This is a genomic window from Micromonospora sp. NPDC005194, from assembly GCF_040608335.1.
GTDB lineage: Bacteria > Actinomycetota > Actinomycetes > Mycobacteriales > Micromonosporaceae > Micromonospora.
Genome location: NZ_JBEXIA010000025.1, coordinates 1 through 25,612, shown reverse-complemented (window position 1 = coordinate 25,612; position 25,612 = coordinate 1). Strand labels below are relative to the sequence as shown.

Genomic DNA, 25,612 nt, shown 5'->3' with positions numbered 1-25,612 from the left:
GGCAGCCTAGTCCAGCGGACGGCGTGGCGACCGCGTCTGTCCACCTGCTGGCCGGGCGGCCCAGTCGGCCAGCAGGCGCGCGTGCTCGGCCACGGCGGTACGCAACGCGTCCGGGTGGCGCACGGTGAACGCGCAGCCCAGCCCGGCGAGCAGCGCCGCCATACCGGGAAGGCTCTCCGCCCGGGCCCGCAGCAGCACCCCGTCGCCGCTGGCGGTCAGCTCGGCCACACCGGCCGGGATGCGCCGTCGGGCGGCGACCAGGTCGGTCTCCAGCAGCACCTCGACCTCGTGCCGGTAGGGCACGCCCGCCAGCGACCGGGTCAGCCACGCCACCGCGTCGAAGCCGTCCGGCACCGTGAACGTCGCCGCGCCGGGCGTCACGGCGCCGATCCGGTCCAGTCGGAACGTGCGCACCTCCCCGCGCCGGTGGTCGTGGCCGGTGACGTACCAGCGGCCGGCGTGGAAGACCAACCCGTACGGGTCGAGGTCGCGATGCGACAGCTCACCGCGCCACGAGCGGTAGTCCAGGCTCACCCGCTGCCGGTGCCGGGCGGCCGCGGCCAGGGCCAGCAGGGTGCCCGACGCCGGTCGCGCCTGGGGCTCGGGCCGCCGCAGGGTGAAGCCGAGGTGCTCCTGCACGGCGGTCAGCCGGTCGGCCAGCGCCGCCGGCAGCACCCGGCGGATCTTCGCCAGGGCGGTCGCCGTGGCCGGCAGTTCGGTGGCCAGCCCGACCCTTTCGGCGACGACCAGGCCGAGCAGCACGGCCACCGCCTCGTCGTCGGTGAGCATCAGCGGCGGCAGCTTGAACCCGGGATGCAGCCGGTAGCCGCCGTGCCGGCCCCGGTCGGCGAGCACCGGGATGCCCAGCTCGACCAGGGTGGCCGCGTAGCGGCGCACGGTCCGTTCGTCGACACCGAGCCGGCTGGCGAGCTCGCCGGCCGTCGCCCGGTGCCGGGCCTGGAGCAGCTCGAGCAGGGCCAGCACCCGACCGGCGGGGTGAGACACGGGCCACTCCTTCAAACCGGGCGGATTCTGTCCGCTTTCGATCATACGGTCGCTCGGTAGCCGAGAGAAGGAGTGACAGATGGCGACGTTCGTACTGGTGCCCGGGTTCTGGTTGGGCGCCTGGGCGTGGCGGGAGGTGACCGGTCTGCTGCGCGCGCAGGGCCACGACGTCCACCCGATGACGCTGACCGGGGTGGCCGAGCGCCACCACCTCGCCGGGCCGCAGGTGACCCTGCAGACGCACACCACCGACATCGTCCGGCTGATCGAGGTCGAGGATCTGCGCGACGTGCTGCTGGTCGGGCACTCGGGCGGCGGCATGCCGGTGGCCCAGGCGGCCGACGTCATCCCGGACCGCATCGCCCGGGTGGTCTACGTGGAGAGCGGGCCGCTGCCGGACGGCACGGCGCAGTTCGACACGGTGCCGCCGCCGGAGCAGCAGCGGCTGCGCGCGGCGATCGGCGACGGGCACCTGCTGCCACCGCCGGCCTGGGACCCGGCGGCCGACCCGACCAACCTGGCCGGCCTGGACGAGCCGACGCTGTCCCTCCTGCGCGAGCGCTGCACCGCGCAGCCCCTGCGGACGGCGACCGATCCGGTACGCCGCACGGGTGGCCGCCCGGTGCCGACCGCGCTGGTCGCCAGCACCTTCCCGCTGGCGGTGGTGCGGCAGATGATCGACGAGGGGCACCCGTTCTTCACCGGCCTGGCCGACGGCCAGCTGCACGAGCTGCCCACCGGGCACTGGCCGATGCTCAGCGAGCCGAAAGCGCTGGCCGACGTCCTCGACCTGGTCGCTCGCACCTGAGCGGAGGCCCGCACCGGGCGGCGAACGCACCGACCGCCGCCCGGAGGGCCGGTCCGGCGTCAGCGCGGAAGCAGGGCGGCGATCTCGGCGACGACCGCCGCCGGGGTCCGGCCGTCGGTGATCACCGTCTCGGTGGCCACCTCGGCGTAGAGCGGCCGGCGCTGATCCATCAGGTGCTTGAGGGTGGCGCGCGGATTGATCGCCAGCAGCGGCCGGCCCGCGCCGAGCCCGACCCGCTTCACCGCGTCGGGCAGCTCCACCGAGAGGTGCACGACCCGATGACCCACCAGGGCCGCCCGGGTCTCCTCGGCCAGCACGGCGCCGCCGCCGAGGGCGAGCACACCGGTGCCGGCGGCGAGCGCCGCCGCCACGGCGGCCCGCTCCAGGGCCCGGAAGTGGTCCTCACCCTCGTCGATGAAGATCTCCGGGATGCTCTTGCCGGCCAGCTGCTCGATGTCGGCGTCGGTGTCCCGGAACTCCACGCCGAGGGTGGCGGCGAGCGCCTGCCCCACGGTGGTCTTGCCGCAGCCGGGCGCCCCGACCAGGACCACGACCGGCGCCATCAGCGGATGACCAACGCGTCGAGGTAGCCGGCCAGGTTGCGGCGGATCTCGGCGACCGAGTCACCGCCGAACTTCTCGGTGGCCGCCTCCGCCAGCACGAGCGCCACCATCGCCTCGGCGACGACCGCGGCGGCGGGCACCGCGCAGACGTCGGAGCGCTGGTTGATGGCGGTCGCCGGCTCGCCCGTGACGACATCCACGGTGGCCAGCGCACGGTTCAGCGAGGAGATCGGCTTCATGGCGGCGCGCACCCGCAGCGGCTCGCCGGTGGTGATGCCGCCCTCCAGCCCGCCGGCCCGGTCGGTGACGCGGCGGACGCCGGTGGCCGACGGGATGATCTCGTCGTGCGCCTCGGAGCCACGGGAGCGGGCCTGCTGCCACCCGTCGCCGATCTCCACCCCCTTGATCGCCTGGATCGACATCAGCGCCGTGGCCAACCGGGCGTCGAGTTTGCGGTCCCACTGCACGTGACTGCCCAGGCCCGGCGGCACCCCGTACGCCAGCACCTCCACCACGCCGCCGAGGGTGTCGGCGGCCTTCTTCGCGGCGTCCACCTCGGCGACCATCAGGGCGCTGGCCTCCGGGTCGAGGCAGCGCAGCGGGTCGGCGTCGATGCGGTCGGCGTCGGACGGGGTCGGGCGCAGCCCGGGCTTCGCGGCCACCGGCCCCAGCTCGACGACGTGCGAGACGATCTCGATGCCCAGGGCCTGCCGGATCAGCGCCTTGGCGACGGCGCCGACGGCCACCCGGGCGGCGGTCTCCCGGGCGCTGGCGCGCTCCAGGATCGGCCGGGCATCGTGGTGGCCGTACTTCTGCATGCCGGCCAGGTCGGCGTGGCCGGGCCGGGGGCGGGTCAGCGGCGCGTTGCGGGCCTGCCGGGCCAGCTCGTCGGGGTCGACGGGATCGGCGGCCATCACCGTGCGCCACTTCGGCCACTCGGAGTTGCCCACCCGGATCGCCACCGGGCTGCCCAGGGTCACGCCGTGCCGCAGCCCGCCGATCACCTCGACCTCGTCCTGCTCGAACGACATCCGGGCACCACGGCCGTAGCCCAGCCGACGGCGGGCAAGCTCGCCCGCGATCTCGGTGGTGCTCACCTCGATGCCGGCCGGCACCCCCTCCATCAGCGCGACGAGGGCGGGACCGTGCGATTCACCTGCAGTCAGCCAGCGCAACACAGCGGTCAGTCTGTCACGGCGCGCGACGGGCGCGTCGCGCTGCCCGCCTCGTCCCGCCCTGCGGACGGCCGGGACCGTCCGCAGGGCGGCTCCGCGCGACGGATCAGATGCCCCGGCCGCGCTTGTGCAGGGTGCGCAGCACCGCGTCGGCCCGGACCACCCGACCGGCGACCGCGAGCGCCAGGTAGGCGCGCGGCTCGCGGGGATTGCTGCGCAGGGTGCGTCGCGCCCAGCGCAGCGCGCCCCGGCGGTCACCGGAGGCGGCCTGGGCGAACGCGATCTGCCCGGCGACGCGGGCCGCACCGGCCGGCTGGGTGGCGAACTCCGGGTAGCGCCGCAGCAGCCACTGCAACGCCTCGGAGATGGTGTCCCAGCGCTGCGCGAAGTACGAGCGCTTGTGCCAGCGCACCAGCACCGACGGCGTCGGCAGGTTGATCAGCGGCGCGCTGCGGGCGGCCCGCAGCAGAAATTCGTAGTCCTCCGCGTAACTGCCCGGAATCTCCTCGTCGACCAGGCCGAAGCCCTCGCGCAGCGCCGTCGCGCGGATCAGGAAGGTGGACGGGTGCAGCTCGGTCAACCGGTCCCGCAGGAGGTCGTCGAGGGTGATCCGGTCCTTGTCGAGCACCCGGTCGACGGTGTGCCCGTCGTAGCTGACGCGGATGCCGCAGCAGACGAACTCGGCCGCCGGGTCGGCGGCCAGGGCGTCGACCTGGGCGGCCAGCTTGCCCGGCAGCCACTCGTCGTCGTCGTCGCAGAACGCGATCAGCTCACCCTCGGCGGCGAGGGTGCCGCTGTTGCGCGCCCCGGCCAGCCCCGGCGCGCGCCCGTTGCCGATGACCCGCACCGCCCGGTCCGGCCCGGCGAGGGCCGTCAGCGACTCGTCGGGCGTGGACTGGTCGAACACGACGACCGCCTCGATCCGGCCCGGGTACTCCTGGGCGAGGATCGCCGCGAGGGCGGCGCGCAGCAGCTCGGGGCGGTCCCGGGTGGGCACCACGACGCTGACGCTCGGCTGTCCGGTCATCTGGTCTCCTCCGTATCCTGGCCGGGTCGCGGCCCCCTCCGCCAGCGGGGTCGGCGCCGGGCCGACCGGGCCACCAGGTCATCCACGATCTGCCCGACCCGGGCGACGGCCGCGCGCCGGGCCTCGTGCGCCGCCGGGTCGGCGGCCACCGCGTACCGGGACGGGTCGGCCTGCCCGGCGGCGAGCGCGTCGTGCAGCGCCTCCCGGGTCTCGCAGAGCGCCACCAGCCCGGCCGCGCCGAGCCGACGCGCGAAGAGCTGCTGGTGGTCGTCGACGTGCTCACCGCGCGACGGGTCGCGGGGCACCACGATGGGCAGGTGCCCGTGCCGGCGGGCCTCCAGGATCGTCGCCGGGCCGCCGTGACACACCACCAGGTCCGCGTCGGCCATCGCCTGTTGCAGGGCGTCGTGACCGAGGAAGGGCACCGCGCCCGGCAGGGGCGGCGCCGTGGTGTGGCCGTGCTGCAGGGTCAACCCGACCGGGCCGGACTGCGCGTGCCACTGCGTCAACCAGTCCACGAGCCGGTCGAAGGGGTGCTTGTCGGTGCCGACCGCGACGAGCAGCCGGGTCTGCTCGACGTCGGTGGTGTCGCGCTGGCGCGGCAGCCGGGACGGGTCGGCGACGGTGTCGCGGCGGGCCGTGCCCGTCTCCCCGCTCACAGCAGGGTCCCGACGACGGTGGCCTCCGGGTACTGCCGGCGCTGCTCGTCCCACTGCACGAGCATCGCGGACAGGAACGGCCGGCAGAGCCGGGCGGTCAGCGTCGGGGTGTCGATCCGGTCGTACACCTCGATGTAGACGGTCGGGATGCGACGCAGGCGGGCCAGCACCACGAACGGCACGGCCACCCCGGCGCCGGTGGTGACCACGGCGGCGACCCGCCGGCCCCGCAGCACCCGCCAGGCCAGTCGCGCGTTGCGCAGCAGGTTCGGCACGTTGCGGGTGGTCGGGTGGTGCGCCGGCACCAGATCCTCACCGGCCAGCAGTGACACCGCCTCCGGGGTGTCGAAGGTGACCCAGCAGCGCCGCCACCGTTCGTACCAGGGCCGCAGGGCAAGTAGTTGGGCCAGGTGGCCGCCGCTGGATCCCACCAGCAGCAGCACCGGCGGCTCGTCGTCGTTGTTCGTGTCCACGCGACTCCCCACAAGTCAGCTTGGAATTCCGATTCACGCCAGGCAGAAGCAGATCACAGGTTTTCCGGTCGTTGAATAGCGCGACCGGGCGAGGCGACGATCTCCACTCGGCGTCGTCAGAGCCGCTGTCGGCCCCGCAGCCCATCGATCGTCATCACGACCTGCCATTATGTCGTCACTCTGCGACGCGCACCCGGCGTCGCGTTGTCTCCAGTTCAGTCGCTATGTCGTTTCTCGATGACGTCCAACAGTGCGGGATGCAGCGCGCCGTTCCACCCGGCGCCGGCGTCCGCCAGCCGCCACGTCCGCAGCCACATCTCCACCAGGTACGCGTCGGCCACCAGCCGGCACTGCGCCGGGCCCAGGCCGAGCCGCGCACCATGCCGGCCCAGCTGCCCGTCCACCGCCACGGCGGCCACCGCGGCCGGTTCGGCGCGCAGCACCAGCGACCGCTGGAAGGCGTCGTGCGCCAGGTCGAAGCCGACCGGCACGTCCGGACCACTGTGCTCCCAGTCCCAGGCCACCAGCCGGCCGTCGTACGTGCCCAGGTTCCAGGGCACCCAGTCGCCGTGCCAGTGGCCGAACTCGACGGCCGTGTCGCCGTGCCGGCGGGCCAGCGCGGCGACCGCGGCGACCGCCCGCGCCCCGGCCGGCCCGGCCGCGGCGGCCCGCTCGGCCTGGGCGGCCAACCGGGTCAGGAACGTCGAGGACGCCAGCGGCCGCGGTGCCCCGGCCGGGGCCCCGCGGCGGGCGACCGCGAGCAACGCCGCGATCCGTGGCGGGTCGTCGGCCGGCACGCCGCGTACGTCCGGTGGCAGCGGTTCGATCACCGCGACCGCCTGGCCGGCCCACGCCGTCTCGGTGAGCAGCCCCGGCGGCACCGGATGGTCGACGACGCCGGTCACCGCGCGCAACGCCCGCAGCGCGCTGGCCTCGGCGGTGACCAGCGCCCGGGTGGCGTCGTTCCAGCCGATCTTCGCGTAGCCGCGCGGACGACCGTCGACGGTGAACAGTTGCAGGGTGGGTTTGACGTTCGGGTCCGGCGGACGGACACCGCACGCGGCCAGCAGCGGCGTACCGCCCAGCGCGGCGGCGAGCCGCTCGGTCAGCAGCAGCTCGGTCACGGCCGCCCCCACCGGCACCGAGACGGTCAACGTCGGAAACGGCGCCAGACCCGCCCCGCCGAACCGGGCCAGCCCACCGAGCGCGGCCCGCAGCGCCCGCACCTTCGGCGGCCGCAACGCGTTGTACGCCAGCAACGACGCCGCGCCGGCCCGGGGTGCGCCCAGCGGCACGAGGAACCGCGCCCGGGCCACCGACGGCACCACCGCGTACCGGGCCACCGCCCGGTACCCGGCCGGCAGCGCGCCACCCACCGTCAGGCCGACCCGGTCGTCCGGGAACACCGCGCGGCTCACCCAGCCCAGCCCGTCCACCCGGGACCGGGGATCGGTGGCCGGGGTGACCCCGGTCGTCACGCCGCCCGGTCCGCCCAGTCGAGGTCCAACCCGAGCCGCTCGCGCAGCGCGTCGTTGTACGGGCGGTAGTAGTCGGTCAGCTCGGCGCGGACCGCCGGCTCCAGCGGCGCGGAGCGCCGGTCGTTGTAGACCTTGAAGTTCGGCAGGTCGTACGGGGGCAGCCCGAGGAAGTCGAGGGTGCGCCGGTACGTGGCGCGGGAGTCGCGGTACAGGTCCTCGCTGGGCAGGAAGAGGATCTGCTCGGAGTCGAAGCGTTCCAGCCACGGTTCCAGGTGCTCCAGGTAACGCCCCCGGGCCCGGTACGTGTACCAGTCGTACGCCTCGCTGAACGCCTCCGGCTCGGCGATGAGCCGCTCCCGCTCCCCCGCTGTGCGCTCCGGCTCGGCGGCCAGCGCGGCGGCGAAGTCCAGCGGCTCGATGCCGTGGGTGCGGCGCTCCTTCCAGTGCGAGTACGCCCGCTCGACCGGGTCGCGCAGCAGCACGATCAGCTTCACCGTCGGCAGCAGAGCGGCGACCCGCTGCGCGGCGAGCGGGTGGAACATGTAGAGCGGGGCGGCCTCGCCGACCCGGACCGGCCCGCCGTGCCGCTTCGCGAGGGCCTCGCGCTGCCGCTCGGTCGGGAAGTGCGAGCGGTACCACGCCTCGCCCCGGCCCCAGTGCTCCTCGAAGTAGTGCGCCGACTTGGTGTTCCAGGCGGGAAAGAGCCGGGGCACCAGGGGGTGCTGGATGAGGTAGTTCCACAGGGAGGTGGTGCCGCCCCGCTTGGTGCCGATGATCAGGAAGTCCGGCAGGGGTCGCCGGTCACTGGTGCGGACCCCGTAGTCGACCAGGGACTCTTTCACCCGGGTGGTCACCTGGGTCGGCACCAGCTGCTTGACCCGGTCACGGATGGACGCCACGATGGCCCTCACCTGCCTCTCGTCGATTCCGGGCCGACCCCGGCGGCCGTGGCCGCGTCGTCGGATCCACGGATCTGCCTCATGGTCACCCGGATGCCGGCGCGCACCCGGGGCAACGTCAACAAGCCGACGCAACCGGCCAGCAGCACGCCCAGCGACACCGCCAGGCCCGGCAGGCCGCGGCCCCCGGCCAGCACGCCGATCCCCGCCGCGAGGCCCACACCGCCGAGGGTGGCCGCCGCCGCGCGCAGCGTCGCGGCGTCGACCAGCGGCTCGGCGACCACCGCGCGGGCGAACGCGGCGGCGGTGAGGTTCTCGGTGGCGATGCCGGCGGCCCAGGCGAGCGCCGCGCCCGTCGCGCCGTGCCCGGGGATCAGCCAGAGCCCGAGCGAGACGGTCACGGTGAGCCCGGCCAGGGTGGACACCAGGTGCAGCCCGCTGCGCCCGCCCATCAGCAGCAGGCTCTGCACGTTGCCCACGCCGGTGTTCACCAGCATCGCCAGCGCGAGCACCGTCATCGCCGGCACGCCGGCGGTGAACTCCGGGCCGAACAGTTGCAGGAACGCGAGCGCGAACACCGCGAGCAGCAGGTACACCGGCCAGGACAGCACCAGCCCCCAGGTGGTCAACTGCCGGTGCACGGCCGCCGCGGCGGCCCGCTCACCACGCCCCAGCAGCCGGGACAGCTGCGGTGACACCGCCACCCGCAACCCCTGCATGGCGAGCTGGCCGGCCAGCACGTACCGGCCGACCGCGCCGAACACGCCCGCGTCGGCCGGCCCGGCCAGCACCGACGTCAGCAGCACCCCCACCCACATGCTGCCCGCGTCGATGGCCGCCGAGGCGGCCCGGGGCAGCGCGAAACGCCAGAACGTCGACCAGTCGGCCCGGCCCGGTCGCAGCGCCGCGCCCCGGCCCAGGCCGAGCGGGCCGGCCACCAGGGTGAGACAGGCCAGCAGCGCCAGCGCCGCCGGCACCAGCCAGCCGGTCATCCCGGCGAGCAGGCCGCCGCCGGCCAGCGCGGCCGCGCCGACCAGCGCCGGGCGGGCCACCGGCAGCAGCAGGAACTGCACGCCGACGTACGCGCGAATGGGTCGTACGCAGCGCAGCGCGGCCAGCAGCAGGGTCATCGCCACCACCACCGGCACGGCGGCGAAGGTGAGCGTCAGCAACGCGTCGCCGCCGTCGCCCGAGCCCCGCAGCAGTCGGGGGGCGAGCGCTTCGGCGCTCAGCGCTCCGACGCCGGCGACCACGAGCCCGGCCAGCAGCGGGGGGATCAGCGCCACCGGAAGCACCCGGGCCGCGTCCCCCCGGACTCCGAGACGACGCCGGGGCAGCGCCCACATCAGACCGGTCTCCGCGCCCAGCGTGCAGACCGCGGTGGCCACGGTGACCACGCCGATGGCGGCGAAGAACGCGCCCGCGCCGGCCGTTCCGTACCCCCGGGTGATCACCACGGCCAGCACGAAGCCGAACAGTCCGCTGGTGGCGGCGCCGAGCAGCCCGGCCACGCCGCTGCGGGCGCTGCGGCGCGTCTCCGCCGCGCCGATGTCGACCGTGCCGGCGGCGCCCGCGCCCGAGCGGTGCGGGCCGTCGGGGCCGGCGCCGGCCGGTGGCCGGGTGGCGGCGGTCATGCCGGCACCGCCGTACCCGGCGGGCGCGGCGGGCCCTGCCGCTGCGCGCTCGCCAGCCGTTCCCGTTCGGCGAGCGCCATGGCGAAGGCGACCGCGAAGAACGCGACCGACAGGTTCTGGTTGGCCATGCCGTAGAACGGGACCTGCACGAGGCAGACCACCGGCACCACCGCCAGCCACTGCCCGGCCGCCGAGGTCGCCCGCGCGCAGATCACCGCGGCGGCGACGAACCAGGCCAGAAAACACACCAGCGCCGGTACGCCGTGGCTGAACAACACCATCCACAGCTGCCCCTGGGTGCCGATCGGCGCGGCCGCGGAGACCGTGTCCACGTTCACCGGAGCGCCGTAGCCCAGCCACGGCGAATCCTGCACACGGCGGATCACCTCCGTGTAGAGCGACAGGCGGTCCGTGTTGGTGTCACTGGAATCGACCCGCTGGCTGATCAGGTCGGTGATCGGGATGACCAGGGTGGCCAGCGCGCCGATCACGACCACGCCGACGATGGACGCGGCGACCCGGACGTTGCCGCGCATGCTGGCCCGCACCCCGAGCACCGCGAGCCCGGCGCCCAGGCTGAGGAACATCGCCCGATTCAGCGTGAGGAACGCCGGCGCCAGCGACAGCGGCAGGGACGCCAGCAGCATCCAGCGCAGCAGACCCCGACGGCGCAGCATGGTGTACGCCACCACACAGGGCAGGGTCATGGCGTACGCGCTGCCGTAGTTGTTGGTGTACGAGAACGGCGCGGCCGGCCGGTAGATCGGGTTGAGCGAGCGCTCGCTGTACTCCGCGGTGGTCAGGTGCACCATGTCCTGGATGAACGGGGTACGAGCCACGCCGGCGGGCAGCAGCACCTCCATCGGGGTGGTCATCGCCAGCCGGGGCACCAGCACCCCGAGCCAGCCCAGCACCACCAGAGCGAACCAGAACGCGCAGAGCGGGGTGAGCACCGCCACCAGGTCGGCGCGTTCCCGAGCGGCGGCGTAGACGTAGACCCCGACCACCAGCGCGGTCAGGTAGAAGGCCAACCGCAGGGCGAACGTCAGCAGCGAGGCCGGCGAGGACAGTTGGGTGGCGCTGACGACCACGATGGCCAGGAACAGCAGCCAGCTGCCGGCGGCCGGCGGCAGCGGCACCCGACCCCGGGTGAGCAGCAATGCGAGCAGCAGCGCGCCCAGCAGCGGCCAGCCCAGGTAGAAGGCCCCGAGCGACCACCAGAGCGGCACCAGCCCGAACATCAGCGCCAGCGGCCAGAGCGGCAGCCGGGCGGGGGGCGGAGGCGGTGGCGCCGGCCCGAGGGGGGCGGCGGCGTCGCCGGGTGGCGGCTCGGTCGCCGGGGCGCGGGTGAGCGACACCGGTCAGACCCGGCCGTTGCGGGTGAGCACGAAGCCCAGCGGGGTGACCCCGGCGGCGCGCAGCCGCTCGACGAGCCGCCGCAGGTCGCTCTGCCGGGTGCGGTCCCGCTCGATGACCACCACGGCGCTGCCCTGGCGGGCCACCGCCACGCCACGCTCGTCGGACTCCGCAGGTGGGGCGTTGAACAGCACCAGCCCGTGGTCCGCGCCCTGCCGCCAGGTGCCGAAGCGGACGCTGCCCACCCCCACGGTCACCTCGTCCGCCGACGTCGGCCGGCCGTTCTCGGCGTGGCCGGACGTCACCCGGGGCAGGGTCAGCGTGGCGTCCGGGTCGGTGGACGGACGGGCGCCGGGCGGGTGCGGGGAGGGCCGCCGAGGCGCCGGGCTCTCCGCGGTGGCGCCGGCCGGGCTCGGAGCGCCAGCCGGGCGGGGCTTGGGCACCAGCGGCCGGGACGGGTCGACGGGCAGCCGCCCGCGGTCGGCGAGGACGGCGGCGCGCAGGCGCTCCACGCGCCCGCTGTCGTCGGCGACGAAGACCTCCCGGCCGTCGGCGGCGAGCGCCACGGCCAGCCCGGCGGTGAGGGCCGTGGCGTCTTCCCGGGCGGTGACCAGCGCGACCCGGGCCGGTTGGCGGACCCGCTCGGCGACCGCCATCGCCACGTAGCGGATGTCCGCGTCGACGGCCCGGGGGCTGCCCCGAAACGCCGGCCGACGCACCGTGCCGAGCAGCGGCAGGCCGCTGGCGTCCCGACCGTCGTTGACCGAGCGGACCCGCCGGTCGGTCGACTCCCAGGCGTACGCCAGCACGACGCCGATCAGCGCGCCGCCGAGCAGGCCGGCGACCAGGTAGAGCGGCCGGTGCCCGGCGGAGGTGGCCAGTGCCCGCTCGGCGGTCTGGGTGACCCAGCCGGGGTTGACGTCGACCGCGGCGATCTCGGTACGGGCGGCGTTGAGCTGGGTGAGCTGGTTGTTGATGCCGGACAGTTCGGCCAGCGCGGCGTCGCCGGCGGCGGTGCCCTTGGCGCTGCTCACCCGCTTCTGGACGGCGACCTGCTGGGCGGCGACCTTGGTGATGCTGGCGTCGTAGGAGCGCAGCATCTCGGCGCGCTGCTGCTCGTACATGGTGCGCCGCACGTCGAGGTACGCCTGCGCGGCGAGGTTGGCCCCCTGCACCGCCCGCTGCGCGTCGGGCGCCTGGTAGCTGAAGCGCAGGATCTGCCCGCCGGTGGGGACCTCGACCTCGAGGGCGTTGCGGATCTCGCGCGGGTCGCCGCCGGCGGCGTCGGCGAGACGTTGGACCACCTGGGTGCCGGTGGCGAGACCGCTCTCCACGTTCATGTTGACGGCGCGGTCGGCACCCGCACCGCTGGGGGTGAAGGCGTCGGTGACCACCGGGCGGACCGCCACCACCGCGCTCGCGGTCACCGCCGCCGGCACGAGCAGCACGTAGCCGAGGGCGGCGAGCAGGCCGACCAGGGCCACCGCGACCACCAGCCGCAGCCGGTGCATCGGCACCCGCAGCAGGTCGGTGAGCGTGACGGTACGGGCGGTGCCGGCGGACGGGCCGTCCGTCGGCCAGGAGGCGGGCGTCGTGTCAGTCATGGAACTTCTTCACCGTCTGTTGAGGATTGCCGACGACGACGACGCCCGGTGGCACGTCCGCGCGCACCACCGTCGCGGCGCCCACGACGCTGTTCCGGCCGACCCGGACCCCCTTGAGGACCAGGGCGTGCGCGCCGATCCACACGTTGTCCTCAAGGACGATCGGGGCGCGCGTGGCCGGGCCGGGCGGGGCGTGCCGCTGCTCGGGCGGCAGGTTGTGGAAGTCGTTGTCGAGGAGTTCGCAGTCGGACAGGAGGCACCGGTCTCCCACCGTCACCGACGTCCAGGTGCCGATCCAGGTGGCGTTCAGCAGACAGTCGGCGCCGATGCGCACCTCGCCGGGGCCGGCGAAGCGGACCAGTTTGTTGAGGCGGCTCCGGTCGCCGATGCTGACCCGTACGCCCCGGCGCAGCCGGATCCGACCTCGGATCTCCACGTCCCGGCCGAGCGTGAGCCGGCGGTAGCGCAGCCTGTACCACGCGCGTTTGAGCGCGAAGACCAGGTGCACGGCGCGTTTCGCGCGGATGCCAGCGGCGCCGACCAACGACCCCTCCCCCACATCGTGGGGTCGGCGGCGGTGGTCCCGCCGCCGACCCAACGCGAACAATCTACCGATGCTCCGTTACCAACGGTTGACCGTTACTGCACGGAGAAGAACATCGAGGGGGTAGACCAGGACAACTCGGGCGCCGCTGTGGCGATGACCGTCGCCGTGGCGCCGTTGACCACGGCGGTCGGCGCGGCCGTCGGGTCGAACGGCACGCTGCGCAGCGTGCCGTCGGTGGCACCGTAGACGATCCGACCGCCGACCCAGGCCATGCCGCGCACAGCCGACCAGGTGACACCGGTGGTGGGCAGCGCGAACTCGGTGGCGCCCAGATAGTTGCCGTCGATCTCGAAGTAGCGGTAGTAGAGGTTGTTGGTGCCGGTCCGGGTGTAGTAGAGCCGGCCGTCGAGGTAGAAGGCCCCGGTCAGCAGCGCCGGGTTGAACCAGTCGTTGTAGCCGGACGCCTCCCACGGCGACCCGATCGCGCCGCCGTTGAACAGCGAGACGTCGATCCGGCTGCCGGTGGGCGTACCCGCGACGGTGTGCGCCCAGTAGATCCGGTCGTCGACCCGCCAGGTCGCGCCGGCCGCGGTGTAGGCGGCCTGGCTGACCACGGTCGAGGTGCCCAGCGCGGCGCCGTCGAACGGCACCTTGGTCACGGCGCCCGGGGCGGTGGCCAGGTAGAGGTTGCCGGTGGTCGCCGACGGCGGGTTCTTCGCGGTGAACGTACGCCCGCCGGCGAGCGGGAACATGCCGAGCCGTCCGTGGTACTCCTCGCCCATGCCGTCGGAGTTGTGCCCGAAGTAGAGGCCGTCCGAGCCGCGCCAGAGCACCGGCACCGCGGACCCCCAGGCGGTGGTGCCGGCGGGCATCGAGGCGCTGCCGCTGCGGCGCGGGTTCCAGTTCACCGGCAGGCCGGTGGCCGGGGTGACCGCGCCGATGCCGAGCCGGTCGATCGCGCCGTTGCCGGCGGCGTCGTTGGCGTTCGGGTTGTTCAGCCACCGGAAGTGCCCGCCGAGGTAGATGACGTTGTCGGCCACCTCGACCGAGGTGATGGTGTCGTTGCCGGTGAAGTCGACCCAGGTGGCGAGCTGGCCGGCGCCCCGGGCGGGGGTCTCGAAACGGACCAGGGCGTCGCAGTAGGCGGTCGGCCAACCGCCGCCGCCGTTGGAGCCGACCACGAACCAGCTGCCGTCCTCGCCGAACCGCACGTCCTGCACGTAGTGCACGAACGTCGTCGGGGCCGCGCACGGCGGCACGTACTTCTCGGTGCTCCAGTCCAGCACCGTCGGGGTGCCGGTGAGGTCGACAAGCGCGATCTGGTTACGCGGCAGGTCGTTGACGAGCGTGAAGTTGCCGCCCAGCACCAGGGTGCCGCCGTCCGGCGTGACGTCGATCGTCCACACGTACGACGTGGTGCCGTGCCGCCCGACGGTGGCGTCGACGGCGAACGTCGGGTCGATCGCGCCGGTCGTCGCGTTGAGCCGGCCGAGACCGGCGTGCGCGGTGCCGTTGAGCCAGTTGAACGCGCCGGCCACGTAGAGCGAGTTGCCCGACAGGACCAGGTCGCGGACGGTGCCACCGTCGGAGCGCCCGACCCAGCTGTCGATGATCGCGCCGGTCGCGGGGTTCAGCGCGACCAGGTTCTTGCGGGAGACGCCGTTGACGTTCTTGAAGGCGCCGCCGACGATCAGCGTCCCGCCGGGGCCGGCGAGCAACGTGTTGACCGCGCCGTCGAGCACCGGCAGGAAGCTCGTGGACATGGTGCCGGTGGTCCGGTCGTACGCGAAGAGGTAGCGCTGCGTGATCCACGCGGAGCTGGCGGTCTGTCGCAGCTGGGTGAAGCTGCCGCCGACGAAGACGGTGTTGCCGACCTGCGCGAAGGCGCGGGTCTCGCCGTCGCGGGCGTGCGGGGTCGTGTCGCTGGGATTCGCGGACACCAGGGTCGCGGTCCCGGGGACCGGCACCACCGCCGCCGAGGACACCGAGGGCACGCTGAGCACCGCGGCGACGACCGCCAGAGCGACCACCCCCGCCCGAGTACGACGTCGTACTGACAAACGCCACAAGTGCGAGAGTTTGGGCACGCTGCGCCTCCAAGATGGATGAGAACCCGAGGTAGCGTGCCTCGCCCAGCCTGGTAGGCGCATCCGCCGATTGGGCGGTGCCTGAATCTGCTAGCCGACAGAACGCCGGAGGATCAGTTGGCTGACCCTCGATGAACGGCGTGCGTCGTCACGATGTCGTCATCTCGTCAGCGGCTACCTCCGGTGGGCTGGCGCAGGTACGCGTCCTTGCCGGCCTGGGTGAAGCCGGCCACCGCGGAGGCATCGTGGTTCATCGTCATGTCACAGGTCGCCGTGCGGCTGGTCATGCCCGGCGAGTTGAAGTAGATGGCGGCCTTGATCTTCGGATGGGCCTTCAGGGCCGCCGGGAACTCCTGGAACCAGCGCTGCTTGGCCCCCGGGTCCTTGGCGTCGAAGTTCGTGCCGAACTCGGCGAGCATCCGCGGCTTGCCGGCCCCGATGCCGTTCTCGTCGAGCCAGCGGTAGAAGCCGTCCACTGTGGTGCTCGGGCTCTTCCACACGGTGCTGCCGTTGCAGACGTGGAAGTTGTACGGGTCGTAGGCCACCCAGTCGACGTACCGGTCGCCGGGGTAGAGGCCGGCGTACCGGGAGTAGTGCCCGGACCAGCCCATCATCGTCCAGACCCAGACGGCGTTGTCCGCGCCCGCCTTGGCGAACCGCTCGTACACGTACTTCCAGGCCCGGACGAAGTCGGCGTCGCTGCCCTTGCCCGGCTCGTCCTCCGGCTCGTGGTCGAAGCCCAGGAACACCGGCACCTTGGCGTCGCGGATGCGACCGGCGACCGCGTCGATGGTGGCGTCCTGCCGGCCACTGTAGATCTCGGACCACTTCAACGTCGTGCCGGCGGAGAAGTCGCGGGACTCCCAGGCGAAGAACATCAGCCGCCCCTCGCGCATCTGCTGGGTCTCGTACGCGTCGGGGAAGGCGCCGTTGCTGCCGGCGTTGGAGAAGTCGTGGTAGCGGTGCACGATGTCGAACTTGCGCCCGACCTGCGCCTCGACGTCGGTGATCGCCTTGCCGTGGTCCCAGCCGCTGCCCGCGTTGGCCGGTGAGTACATCCCCCACCAGGCGCCGCAGGACGGCACGAGCGTGTCGGACACCTGGCCGCACTTGCCGGACGGGAGGGTGGGGCTCTGGGTCGGGGTCGGCGTACGAGTCGGCGCGACCGTCGGCGTGGGCCGGGGCGCGGCGGTCGTCGGCGCGACCGTCGGCGAGGGCGGCGGCGCCGGTCGGGTGGTCGGCGCCGACGTCGGCCCGCTGCCGAGGTCGTAGCTGATCACCAGGCTGGGTCGCAGCTCCGGGTTGCGGTTCTCGACCGACGCCCAGTAGACGCGGGTCTCCAGACCGGTCTGGGCGAGCGACACCGTCCAGGTGCCGTTGCCGGTGACCAGCTTGGAGACGTCCCACTCGTTGACGCCCTTGGCCACGCCGGCGACGGTGTCCAGCGCGGGGCTCGCCGTCGCCGGGGCCGGGCGCGTCTCGCGGGCGCTCAACGACGAGGCGTGCGCGGTCACCGTGGCGGCGAACTGCTGCCAGGCGTGCATGCGCAGGGTCGCCCGGACGTTGACCGCGGCGGCCGGCACGGTGGTCACGGCGAACTCGACGACCGCCTCGCGGCCACCGCGCGGGTTGCCGTCGCAGCGCGCCGGGCAGGTCGCCAGGGTCGTCTTGGTGGCGTTGTCGCCGTCCTGCGTCACCATCGTCGCGGTGGTGTCCGCCACCGCGCGGATCGACAGATCGTCGCTGGCCAGCAGCGGCATCATGGTCGCCACGATGCCGGCCACCACCGCACCGCCGACCACGCCGATGGCGATCGCCTTGCGCCGGGGACCGTTGCGGAGCCGGGTGATGCGGTGCAGTCCATGCCTGGTCAAGGAGAACTCCCTGTGTCTGCTGCGGTAACCGTGAGCAGCGTATCGACGACCAGGGCATGTCGCGGGCAGGACAGTTTCCCGTAAGCGCGTCTTAACCGTCAGCTAAGGAAGGCGCCCCGACGGGCCGCCATCAGCGCCTCCCGCATCGCCTCGACCGGCGCGGCAACGCCGGTGAACTGCTCGAACTGGCCCACCGCCTGCGCCAGCAGCAGGTCCAGTCCGGACACCACCCGCAGACCGGCCGCGCGGGCGGACGCGGCCAGCGGCGTCGGCCACGGGTCGTACAGCGCGTCGAAGTAGACCCCGTCCGACCGCCACGTCACCACGCCGGCGAGCGGGTCGGCGACCCCCTTCGGGACGGTGGAGACGACCACGTCGGCGGCGGCGAGGTGCCGGGGCGCGTCGGCCCAGGCACCACCCGCCAGCGCCACGTCGAGGGCGTCGGCCACCGGGCGAAGCTCGTCGACCGCCTCGACCCGGCGGGCCACCACAGTCACCGAGGAGCACGCCAGCCGTGCGGCGGCGGCGAGCGCGGCGCGGGCCGTTCCCCCCGCGCCGAGGACGGTCAGGGTGGCGCCGGGCGCCACCCCGGCCCCGGTGAGCACATCGACCATGCCGCCGACGTCGGTGTTGTCCGCGTACCAGGAGCCGTCCGGACGGCGTACCAACGTGTTGGCCGCGCCGACCGCGACGGCGACCGGCGACGCGGCGTCGGCCACGGCGAGCGCCGCCTCCTTGCCCGGCATGGTCACCGACAGCCCGGCCCACTCGGGGCCCAGGCCGGCGACCAGGGCCGGCAGCTCCGCGGCCGCGCACTCGACCCGGGTGTACGACCACCCGGCCAGCCCGGCGGCGGCGTAGCCGGCGGTGTGGATCACCGGCGACAGGGAGTGCGCGATGGGTTTGCCCAGCACCGCGGCCCGACGGGCCACCACGGTCCGCGTCATGTCCGCCCCCCGTACACGTCGCCTCGACCCTACCCACCGCACCGACCACCGCACCACCCGTCGCCGACCGCGCCCACGGTGTTCGCTTGACGTTCCATCGACGTCGGTGAAAGCATTCGGCGCAGGACGATCGATCGGAAACAGGGGGGAACCATGAACAAACGGATTCTGCGCGTCCTCATCGCGATTGCCGCGGCCTTCAGCCTTTCGTTGATGGCCGCCGCACCCGCGCGTGCGGACAGCGCGGCGGGCAGCTGGTCGGACAACCACGAGCTGTGCGCGTCCAGCTCGTGCGTGCGCGCCGGCAACATCGTGCGCCTCTGGCAGGCCATCATCTGGGCCGACGACCTCAGCGGCACCGTCGGCACCAGCTTCATCGACGGCGAGTACGGCTCCAACACCGCCGCCAAGACCAGGACCTGGCAGGACGTGATGAACATCGGCATCGACGGGTCGGTCGGGCCGCAGACCTGGGGCAAGGCGTACGGCGCGGTCAACCGCAACACCGGCTACGACACGAGCACCCAGACCGGGTACTTCTACTACGGCTACAACCGCACGTTCGCGCTGCGCAAGCAGAACAGCAACGGGGTGTGGACGTTCCTGAACCCGCGCACCGGCTCATGGACCGGCACCAGCCACTGACAATGACGTAAATCGTCTCTCATCAGGGCCAGCGTGAAGGCTCCCTTTCCAAGCCGACACATTATCGGTCACCATTGGAAAGGGAGCCTTCGCACTGTTGCGGGCGGCGCGGGACGGCTGCCGGTACCGTGTCCGCCGTTATCTGAGCCACCGGCCGGACCGCTACCCGTCAACCGGCTTCGGCCGGTTTCTCACCTGGTCAGGGGAGCGTAGCCACCGACGAGCAGTTGCCGATACCGGTGCGGCAGATCCGGTAGGAGTAGCCCGACCGCGCGAAGGCCGCCCAACCTTCCGACGAGGTGCAGATCGAGTTGCCCTTCCACGACCACGAGCTGCTACCCGGGGCGCGCTCCTGCCAACGGGCGCAGTGCCCATCGGTCAGCGGGTCCCGGGCGTAGAGGTCCCAGTCACCATTCTTGATGTAGACGGCCCGACCTGCGGCACCGGTGGTGCTCCTGGTGACCTCAGCGGCCTGTGCCGGCACTGCCGCGAAGGCAAGCAGCACCATAGCCGTCGAGGCGACCGCTCCAGCTCGCGCCGTCCATCTCTTCGTGGTCACAACCATTCCCCCCGTTCTCAAGACTGTCGATACGGACAGCGGCAGCCTAAGAGGCAGAGGAGAAGTGCGCTGCCCCGCCAGCGCGGCGTGACGGTGAACCCGAGATGGGAACGGGCGGCATCAGATCACCCCAGCCTCCTTGGCCTTGGCCTCGTTACGCTTCTGCTCCTCGTACGTCTCGGCGAAAGCGGAATGCCCCTGCTTGTCGATCGCCACGAAGTAGAGCCACTTGCCCACCGGCGGGTCCATCGCACCCTCCAGCGCCGGTTTACCGGGGTTGTTGATGGGAGTCGGAATCAGGCCCCTCAGCTTGCGGCTGTACGGGCTCGTGGTGTCGAGCAGCTCCGACTGATTCATCTCGGCCGATGTCTTGGTCGGCTTACCGGTCAACTCCAACCAGTAGTTGACCGTGACGTCCATCTCCAGGCAGTTGCAGTTGAACTCGCCGTACACCCGGTTGTAGGCCACCCGCGCGACCTTGCCCAGGTCGTCCTTGTTGCCGGCCTCGGCCTGGGCCAGCGACGCCACGATCAACGCCTCGTACGGGCTGACGCCACCCCGCTCCTTCTGCACCCGGTCGGCGAACTTCATCTCGCCGGTCACGGAGAGGAAGTTGTCCACCATCAGCTTGAGGATGCTCTCGGCCGTGGCCTTGGGCGGGATCTCGTACGTGTCCGGATAGAGGAAGCCCTCGATGGACTTGACGACCTTCTTGCCGTCGTCGCGCTTGAACCACCAGTCCGGGACGCCGAGCGCCTCCGGGTCCTTCGCGGCGGCCTCGAACTCCTTGACCGGGATCTTGGTCTTGTCGGAGAGCAGCTTGTAGATGTTCTTGCTGGTGCGGCCCTCGGGGATGGTCAGCCCGTTGACGATCTTGTTCTTCAGGTCGAGCATGGCCGTCACGGCACTCGCGCCGCTCATCTGCTTGCGCAGCTTGTACGTGCCCGGCTGGATGTTCTTGCTGCGCGAGTTGGCCTCGGCGGCCTCGATGAACGCCTTCTGGCTCTTCACCACGTCCGCCGCGACCAGGGCGTCGGCCATGTCGGCCAGCAACGCGCCGTTCTTGATCTCGACGGTGATCTCACCGGACCCGGCACCGTCGTAGTCGGGGGTGACGAAGTAGTTCTGGATCCGGTCGAACCCGTAGAACGCGCCGCCACCGATGCCGCCCAACAGGAGCAGGGCCATCAGCAGCGCCAGGAAGGTCTTGCCCCGGCCACCACCAGAACCGCCCTTGCGCTTACGGAAGCTGCGCCGGTGCCGGCCCTTCTCACCCCGCTCCGGCTCGTCAAACCCAAGATCCAGATCGTCGATCATTACGTCCGCCTCCGCTGCGCGTCCAGCCAGCTCTGCAGGATCTCCACCGCGGCCGCCTGGTCGACAACCGCACGTTGACGTTTACCTCGGACGCCACGTTCGGCAAGCCTACGAGAAGCGACCACGGTCGACATCCTCTCGTCGGTAAGCGTTACCGGTACGGGCGCTATCACATCGACCAATCGGTCAGCGTACGCCTTCACTCCGACCGCCGCGGGACCGTGTTTGCCGGCCAGGTTGACCGGAAGGCCGACGACAACCTCGACCGCTTGATGTTCGGCCACCAGGGCCGCGAGCTGGGCAAGGTCGCTCGGCACCGCGTCCGGCGCGGCGGTGAGATCGCGGGCGAGGGTGACCAGCGGCGTGGCCAGCACCCCGTCCGGATCCGAGCGGGACACCCCGACGCGCACCTGACCGACGTCCACGCCAATACGAACGCCCCGTGTGAAGCCACTCACCGACGGTCACCCCTCGGCTGTCGACGAACCAGGGCGGACCGATCGGTCCGCCCTGGTCGACCATGACCGTCCATCACGCCTCGGTGATCGCCTTCTCGACGGTGAGCAGCAGGTTCGGCGCCTCGGCCGCCGGCAGGCCGCCGCCCTGGGCCAGGTCGGGGCTACCCCCGCCGCGCCCGGAGAACGCCGCCTTCACCAGGTCCGAGGCGGCCAGACCCCGACTGCGGGCGGCCGCGTTGACCGCCACCACCAGCGACGCCTTGCCGTTCGCGCGGGCCGCCACCGCGACCACCGCCGGCCGCGCCGGGTCGATCTTGCCGCGAATCTCCTGCGCCAGGGTCCGTACGTCGTTACCGGCCGCGCCCTCCGGCGCCTCGGTGCCCACGTACGCCACCCCGCGCACATCCTTGGCCTGCGCCGCGAGCGCCGCCGCGCCACCCAGCACCAACTGGGCGCGCAGCTTCTCCAGCTCCTTCTCCGCGTCCCGCAGCTGGGTCACCGTCTGCTCCACCCGGTCGGCGACCTGGTCGTTGGGCACCCGGTACAGCTCGGCCAGCCGGGAGACCAGCAGGTGCTCCTTGGCCAGGAAGCCGAAGGCGTCCATGCCGACCAGCGCCTCGACCCGGCGGACACCGGAGCCGATGGACGACTCGGAGAGGATCTTCACGAGACCGAGCTGGGCCGAGCGGGCCACGTGCGTGCCGCCGCACAGCTCGCGGGCGTAGTCGCCGACCTCGACGACCCGCACCTCCTCGCCGTACTTCTCGCCGAACAGCGCCATCGCGCCGATCCGCCGCGCCTCGTCGAGCGAGGTGATGAAGGCGTGCACCTCCAGGTCGGCCAGGAGCACCTCGTTGACCTGCTGCTCCACGTCGCGCAGAACGGTAGGCGACACACCCGTCGGGGTGTTGAAGTCGAACCGCAGCCGACCCGGGGCGTTCAGCGAACCCGCCTGGGTGGCCGACTCGCCGAGGAAGTTGCGCATGGTCTGGTGCACCAGGTGGGTGGCCGTGTGCGACCGGGAGATCGCCCGCCGCCGGGTGGTGTCGATCTCGGCGTAGCCGGTGTCGCCGGGGTGCACCTCACCCCGGATGACCCGGGCCCGGTGCACGATCAGGCCGGGCACCGGCTGCTGCACGTCGAGCACCTCGACCTGACCGTCGCCGACGGTGATGATGCCGTGGTCGGGCTGCTGGCCACCGCCCTCGGCGTAGAACGGGGTCGTGTCGAGCACCAACTCGACGGTCTCACCCTCGGTCGCCGCCTGACGCGGGCCGTCGGAGCCCAGCAGCGCCCGCACCCGCGACTCGCGGGCCACCTCGCTGTAGCCGGTGAACGTCACCGGGCCACCCGCGTCGAGCACCGACCGGTACGCCGACACGTCGGTGTGCCCCGTCTTGCGGGCCTGCGCGTCCGCCTTCGCCCGGGTCCGCTGGTCGGCCATCAGCCGGCGGAAGCCCTCGTCGTCGACCGTGAGGCCCTGCTCCGCCGCGATCTCCAGGGTCAGGTCGATCGGGAAGCCGTACGTGTCGTGCAGCTGGAACGCCTTCGCCCCGGACAGCGCCGTGCCGCCCGCCGTGCGGGTCTCGGCGATCGCGGTGTCCAGGATCGTCGTCCCGGCGCGCAGCGTCGACAGGAAGGCTTCCTCCTCGGCGTACGCGTACTGCGCGATCCGGTCGAAGTCGGTCGCCAGCTCCGGGTACGACGGCGCCATGCAGTCCCGCGCGACCGGCAGCAGCTCCGGCAGCGCCCGGTCCTGCCAGCCGAGCAGTCGGATCGACCGGATCGCCCGGCGCATGATCCGGCGCAGCACGTAGCCACGGCCCTCGTTGCTCGGGGTCACGCCGTCGCCGATCAGCATCAGCGCGGTCCGTACGTGGTCGGCGACCACCCGCAGCCGGATGTCGTCCGGGTGCGACTCGCTGGCCACGTGCCCGGAGTGCGCGCCGTAGCGCTTGCCGGTCAGCTCGGCCGCCCGGGCGAGGATCGGCCGGACCTCGTCGATCTCGTAGAGGTTGTCGACGCCCTGCAGGATCGAGGCCATCCGCTCCAGGCCCATGCCGGTGTCGATGTTCTGCGCCGGCAGGTCACCCAGGATCGGGTAGTCCTCCTTGGTGGTGCCCGGACCGCGCTCGAACTGCATGAACACGAGGTTCCAGTACTCCATGTAGCGGTCCTCGTCGACCGCCGGGCCGCCCTCGCGGCCGTACTCCGGGCCCCGGTCGTAGAACAGCTCCGACGACGGACCGCACGGCCCGGGAATGCCCATCGACCAGAAGTTGTCCGCCTTGCCCCGGCGGACGATCCGCTCGGCCGGCACACCCACCGACCGCCAGATCTCGTACGCCTCGTCGTCGTCGAGGTAGATCGTCGGCCAGATCCGCTCCGGATCCAGCCCGTAGCCACCCTCGGCGATCGGCTTCGTGGACAACTCCCACGCCAGCGGGATCGCGCCGGCCTTGAAGTAGTCACCGAAGGAGAAGTTGCCGTTCATCTGGAAGAACGTGCCGTGCCGGCTGGTCTTGCCGACCTCGTCGATGTCCGGGGTGCGCAGGCACTTCTGCACGCTGACCGCCCGCCGGTACGGCGGGGTCTGCTGGCCCAGGAAGTAGGGCACGAACTGCACCATGCCGGCGTTGACGAACAGCAGGTTCGGGTCGCTGATGGCGGGCAGCGGAGCGGACGGCACCACGGCGTGGCCGTTCGCCTCGAAGTGCGCGAGGTACCGCCGCTTGATCTCCGCCGTCTTCATCGCTGGTGTTCCTCCGGAAAAATGTCTCGATCGCCGATCCGCGGGGACTCCCGCAGCTCGGCGAACTGGTCATCGAACGCCTCACCCTGGGCGAACGCCTGGTGGATCTCCTGCTCGCGCTCGGCCATCCCGATCCGGACGTCCTCCACGAAGCTACGCAGCGATTCCACCAGGCCGCCAGCGGATTCCGACAACGAGCTGGCGATGCCGGCCGGGGTGTACGCCTGCGCGGTCCGGGTCGCCTTGCGGACCACGATCACGCCGACGGCCACGCCGATGCCGAGCCAGAACAACCGCCTCATGTCCTGCTACCTCCTGCTGGCCCGGCCGGTCAGCGGTTGCCGCGCCGGGCGGCCCGCCGCTGCTGCTTGATGGTGTCGCGCACCTCGCGCTCGGTCTCGGCGTGCCGGCGGCCGGCGGCGGCCTTGCGCACGCCGTAGCCGAACGCGGCCACCTTGACCAGCGGGTTCGCGGCCGCGGCGGAGACCACTGTGGCGAGGTTGGCGACGTTGGCGGTGACGTTCTGGGCGTGGCTGGTCATCGTGTCGACCTTCGCCAGCTGCAGGTTCACGCCGTCGAGCGAGGTCTGCACCTGCTCCAGGGCGACGTTGACGTTCTTCACCGTGGTGTTCACGTCGCCGAGCAGCGGCGCCGTCCGATCGTTGAGGTCGTTGATCATGCGCGTGGTGGCGTCCACCGTGTGCCGCAGCCGTAGGATCGGCAGCGTCAGGATGAGCACCAGCACCGCGAACGCGCACGCCGCGATCAGCGCCGCGACCTCTAAAATGTCGCCCACGCGTGTCCCTCCTCAAGCAGATTTCCGCCGGACCCGACGTCCCCGGAACGCACAACCTGGCGCCCACCGAACCCACCGAGCCGTCGCCGGTCGCCGGGCACGGGCGGGCCCGCCAGCCCCAGACCCTACCGTCCGTGATGGAGAGCGGCTCAGGACGGTGAGGGTGTCACGTCGCCCAGCGGATCTCCGCTGACCGTCGGGAACGGGTCCTCTCCGGTCAGTGACGGATCGGTGCTGGGCTGCGGCCTGGTCCGCTCATCGTCGATCGCGTTGCGCACCTTCACCGACACCAACGAGCCGGTGCACTCCCCCGCAGCGGCCGACGGCTCCGGAGACGGCACGATCGCCGGCTCCCCGTCGACCGGCGGCGGTACGCAGGCCGGCGCCCGTACCCACAGGTCGAGGGTCAGCTCGTCCTGACGCCAGCACGTGTAGCTGCCCTTCGTCTCCTGCTCCGGGCAGCGGCTCACCTTCCACGGTCGCCAGCCGTCCTGGCGCAGCGCGTCCTCGTAGACCTTCGCCGTCTCCTCCGGCGACTTCTCCGAGGTGACGGTGCGCTCGCGCAGCCGGCAGTCGAGCAGGCACCAGCGGCTGCCGCTGACGTCGTCGACCGTCTTCGTCGCGGCCCACGCGGGCACGGCGAGCTGGTCCAGGTTGTCGAAGACCGGGTCCCGGCTCAGCGTGCGGACGCCGAAGAAGAGCGGTACCGCGCCGAGCAGCACGACGCTGACCAGCGCCAGGACGGCCACCCGCAGCCGGCGTCGTTCGCGCGACTGCCGGCGTACCTCGGAACGGGCGCCCGGGGCGTCGTCGTCGGCGGACGCGTCCTGGCCGGCCGCGCGCAGTGCGGGCCCGTCGGCCGGTTCGGCGACCGGCGCGGTCGCGGTGGGCACCTGATGCCGGCGCGGGCGAAGAGGTCCTTGTTGTACCAGAACCCGACCATGCCGAT

The 25,612-nt window shown here is 72.7% G+C and carries 24 protein-coding genes; 2 read left to right on the top strand and 22 right to left on the bottom strand.

The window, feature by feature from the left end:
• Positions 1-6: 6 nt before the first annotated feature.
• Positions 7-1,005: a YafY family protein gene (locus ABZU53_RS21030; protein WP_355067088.1), complete on the bottom strand. Its 999-nt coding sequence runs from the start codon at positions 1,003-1,005 to the stop codon at positions 7-9.
• 79 nt (positions 1,006-1,084) lie between these two features.
• On the opposite strand from ABZU53_RS21030, the gene ABZU53_RS21025 reads away from it, so the two are divergent.
• A complete protein-coding gene (locus tag ABZU53_RS21025; RefSeq protein ID WP_355067087.1) occupies positions 1,085-1,813 on the top strand; it encodes an alpha/beta hydrolase in 729 nt (242 codons plus the stop codon).
• A gap of 59 nt (positions 1,814-1,872) precedes the next feature.
• Here ABZU53_RS21025 and ABZU53_RS21020 read toward each other — a convergent pair whose 3' ends face one another.
• From ABZU53_RS21020 to ABZU53_RS20955, 14 genes are all read right to left on the bottom strand, one after another.
• Positions 1,873-2,376 carry a shikimate kinase gene (locus ABZU53_RS21020; RefSeq protein WP_354863179.1) on the bottom strand — a complete coding sequence of 168 codons (504 nt, stop codon included), beginning with the start codon at positions 2,374-2,376 and terminating at the stop codon, positions 1,873-1,875.
• Complete coding sequence (gene aroC / locus ABZU53_RS21015; RefSeq protein WP_354863178.1) at positions 2,376-3,554, bottom strand: chorismate synthase; 1,179 nt, start codon at positions 3,552-3,554, stop codon at positions 2,376-2,378. Before aroC ends, ABZU53_RS21020 begins: the two co-directional genes overlap by 1 nt.
• Before the next feature lie 103 nt (positions 3,555-3,657).
• A complete protein-coding gene (locus tag ABZU53_RS21010) occupies positions 3,658-4,578 on the bottom strand; it encodes a glycosyltransferase family 2 protein (protein WP_355067086.1) in 921 nt (306 codons plus the stop codon).
• On the bottom strand, positions 4,575-5,237 hold the full coding sequence (locus tag ABZU53_RS21005; RefSeq protein ID WP_355067085.1) for a glycosyltransferase: 663 nt from the start codon (positions 5,235-5,237) through the stop codon (positions 4,575-4,577). The genes ABZU53_RS21010 and ABZU53_RS21005 overlap by 4 nt, the downstream gene beginning before the upstream one ends.
• Positions 5,234-5,710: a UDP-N-acetylglucosamine--LPS N-acetylglucosamine transferase gene (locus ABZU53_RS21000; protein ID WP_354863194.1), complete on the bottom strand. Its 477-nt coding sequence runs from the start codon at positions 5,708-5,710 to the stop codon at positions 5,234-5,236. The genes ABZU53_RS21005 and ABZU53_RS21000 overlap by 4 nt, the downstream gene beginning before the upstream one ends.
• 215 nt (positions 5,711-5,925) lie before the next feature.
• Positions 5,926-7,188 carry a hypothetical protein gene (locus tag ABZU53_RS20995; RefSeq protein WP_355067084.1) on the bottom strand — a complete coding sequence of 421 codons (1,263 nt, stop codon included), beginning with the start codon at positions 7,186-7,188 and terminating at the stop codon, positions 5,926-5,928.
• A complete protein-coding gene (locus ABZU53_RS20990) occupies positions 7,185-8,087 on the bottom strand; it encodes a sulfotransferase domain-containing protein (RefSeq protein ID WP_355067124.1) in 903 nt (300 codons plus the stop codon). The genes ABZU53_RS20995 and ABZU53_RS20990 overlap by 4 nt, the downstream gene beginning before the upstream one ends.
• A gap of 8 nt (positions 8,088-8,095) precedes the next feature.
• Entirely contained in the window at positions 8,096-9,721 is a 1,626-nt protein-coding gene (locus ABZU53_RS20985) for a lipopolysaccharide biosynthesis protein (protein ID WP_355067083.1), read from the bottom strand.
• The gene (locus tag ABZU53_RS20980; RefSeq protein WP_354862972.1) at positions 9,718-10,986 is read right to left on the bottom strand and encodes an O-antigen ligase family protein; all 1,269 of its coding nucleotides are present in this window, start codon (positions 10,984-10,986) and stop codon (positions 9,718-9,720) included. Before ABZU53_RS20980 ends, ABZU53_RS20985 begins: the two co-directional genes overlap by 4 nt.
• A gap of 96 nt (positions 10,987-11,082) precedes the next feature.
• A complete protein-coding gene (locus ABZU53_RS20975; protein WP_355067082.1) occupies positions 11,083-12,681 on the bottom strand; it encodes a lipopolysaccharide biosynthesis protein in 1,599 nt (532 codons plus the stop codon).
• Complete coding sequence (locus ABZU53_RS20970; protein ID WP_354862968.1) at positions 12,674-13,225, bottom strand: acyltransferase; 552 nt, start codon at positions 13,223-13,225, stop codon at positions 12,674-12,676. The genes ABZU53_RS20975 and ABZU53_RS20970 overlap by 8 nt, the downstream gene beginning before the upstream one ends.
• A 95-nt stretch (positions 13,226-13,320) precedes the next feature.
• Entirely contained in the window at positions 13,321-15,258 is a 1,938-nt protein-coding gene (locus ABZU53_RS20965) for a hypothetical protein (RefSeq protein WP_355067081.1), read from the bottom strand.
• Between the two features lie 224 nt (positions 15,259-15,482).
• Complete coding sequence (locus ABZU53_RS20960; protein ID WP_354862964.1) at positions 15,483-17,189, bottom strand: glycosyl hydrolase; 1,707 nt, start codon at positions 17,187-17,189, stop codon at positions 15,483-15,485.
• Between the two features lie 98 nt (positions 17,190-17,287).
• Positions 17,288-18,136 carry a shikimate dehydrogenase gene (locus tag ABZU53_RS20955; protein WP_355067080.1) on the bottom strand — a complete coding sequence of 283 codons (849 nt, stop codon included), beginning with the start codon at positions 18,134-18,136 and terminating at the stop codon, positions 17,288-17,290.
• Between the two features lie 153 nt (positions 18,137-18,289).
• On the opposite strand from ABZU53_RS20955, the gene ABZU53_RS20950 reads away from it, so the two are divergent.
• Positions 18,290-18,781 carry a peptidoglycan-binding domain-containing protein gene (locus ABZU53_RS20950; RefSeq protein WP_354862950.1) on the top strand — a complete coding sequence of 164 codons (492 nt, stop codon included), beginning with the start codon at positions 18,290-18,292 and terminating at the stop codon, positions 18,779-18,781.
• A gap of 199 nt (positions 18,782-18,980) precedes the next feature.
• Here the strand turns inward: ABZU53_RS20950 and ABZU53_RS20945 are convergent, their stop codons facing one another.
• From ABZU53_RS20945 to ABZU53_RS20915, 7 genes are all read right to left on the bottom strand, one after another.
• Entirely contained in the window at positions 18,981-19,289 is a 309-nt protein-coding gene (locus ABZU53_RS20945; protein WP_354862949.1) for a hypothetical protein, read from the bottom strand.
• A gap of 171 nt (positions 19,290-19,460) precedes the next feature.
• On the bottom strand, positions 19,461-20,657 hold the full coding sequence (mltG, locus tag ABZU53_RS20940; RefSeq protein ID WP_354862947.1) for an endolytic transglycosylase MltG: 1,197 nt from the start codon (positions 20,655-20,657) through the stop codon (positions 19,461-19,463).
• Entirely contained in the window at positions 20,657-21,115 is a 459-nt protein-coding gene (gene ruvX, locus ABZU53_RS20935; protein WP_354862946.1) for a Holliday junction resolvase RuvX, read from the bottom strand. Before ruvX ends, mltG begins: the two co-directional genes overlap by 1 nt.
• Before the next feature lie 73 nt (positions 21,116-21,188).
• Positions 21,189-23,867: an alanine--tRNA ligase gene (gene alaS / locus ABZU53_RS20930; protein WP_354862944.1), complete on the bottom strand. Its 2,679-nt coding sequence runs from the start codon at positions 23,865-23,867 to the stop codon at positions 21,189-21,191.
• Positions 23,864-24,169, bottom strand: coding sequence for a hypothetical protein (locus ABZU53_RS20925; RefSeq protein ID WP_354862942.1), 306 nt, complete (start codon positions 24,167-24,169; stop codon positions 23,864-23,866). Before ABZU53_RS20925 ends, alaS begins: the two co-directional genes overlap by 4 nt.
• Positions 24,170-24,198: 29 nt before the next feature.
• Positions 24,199-24,663: a DUF948 domain-containing protein gene (locus ABZU53_RS20920; protein WP_354862941.1), complete on the bottom strand. Its 465-nt coding sequence runs from the start codon at positions 24,661-24,663 to the stop codon at positions 24,199-24,201.
• Positions 24,664-24,812: 149 nt separating this feature from the next.
• A complete protein-coding gene (locus ABZU53_RS20915; protein WP_354862952.1) occupies positions 24,813-25,508 on the bottom strand; it encodes a hypothetical protein in 696 nt (231 codons plus the stop codon).
• Positions 25,509-25,612 lie beyond the last annotated feature (104 nt).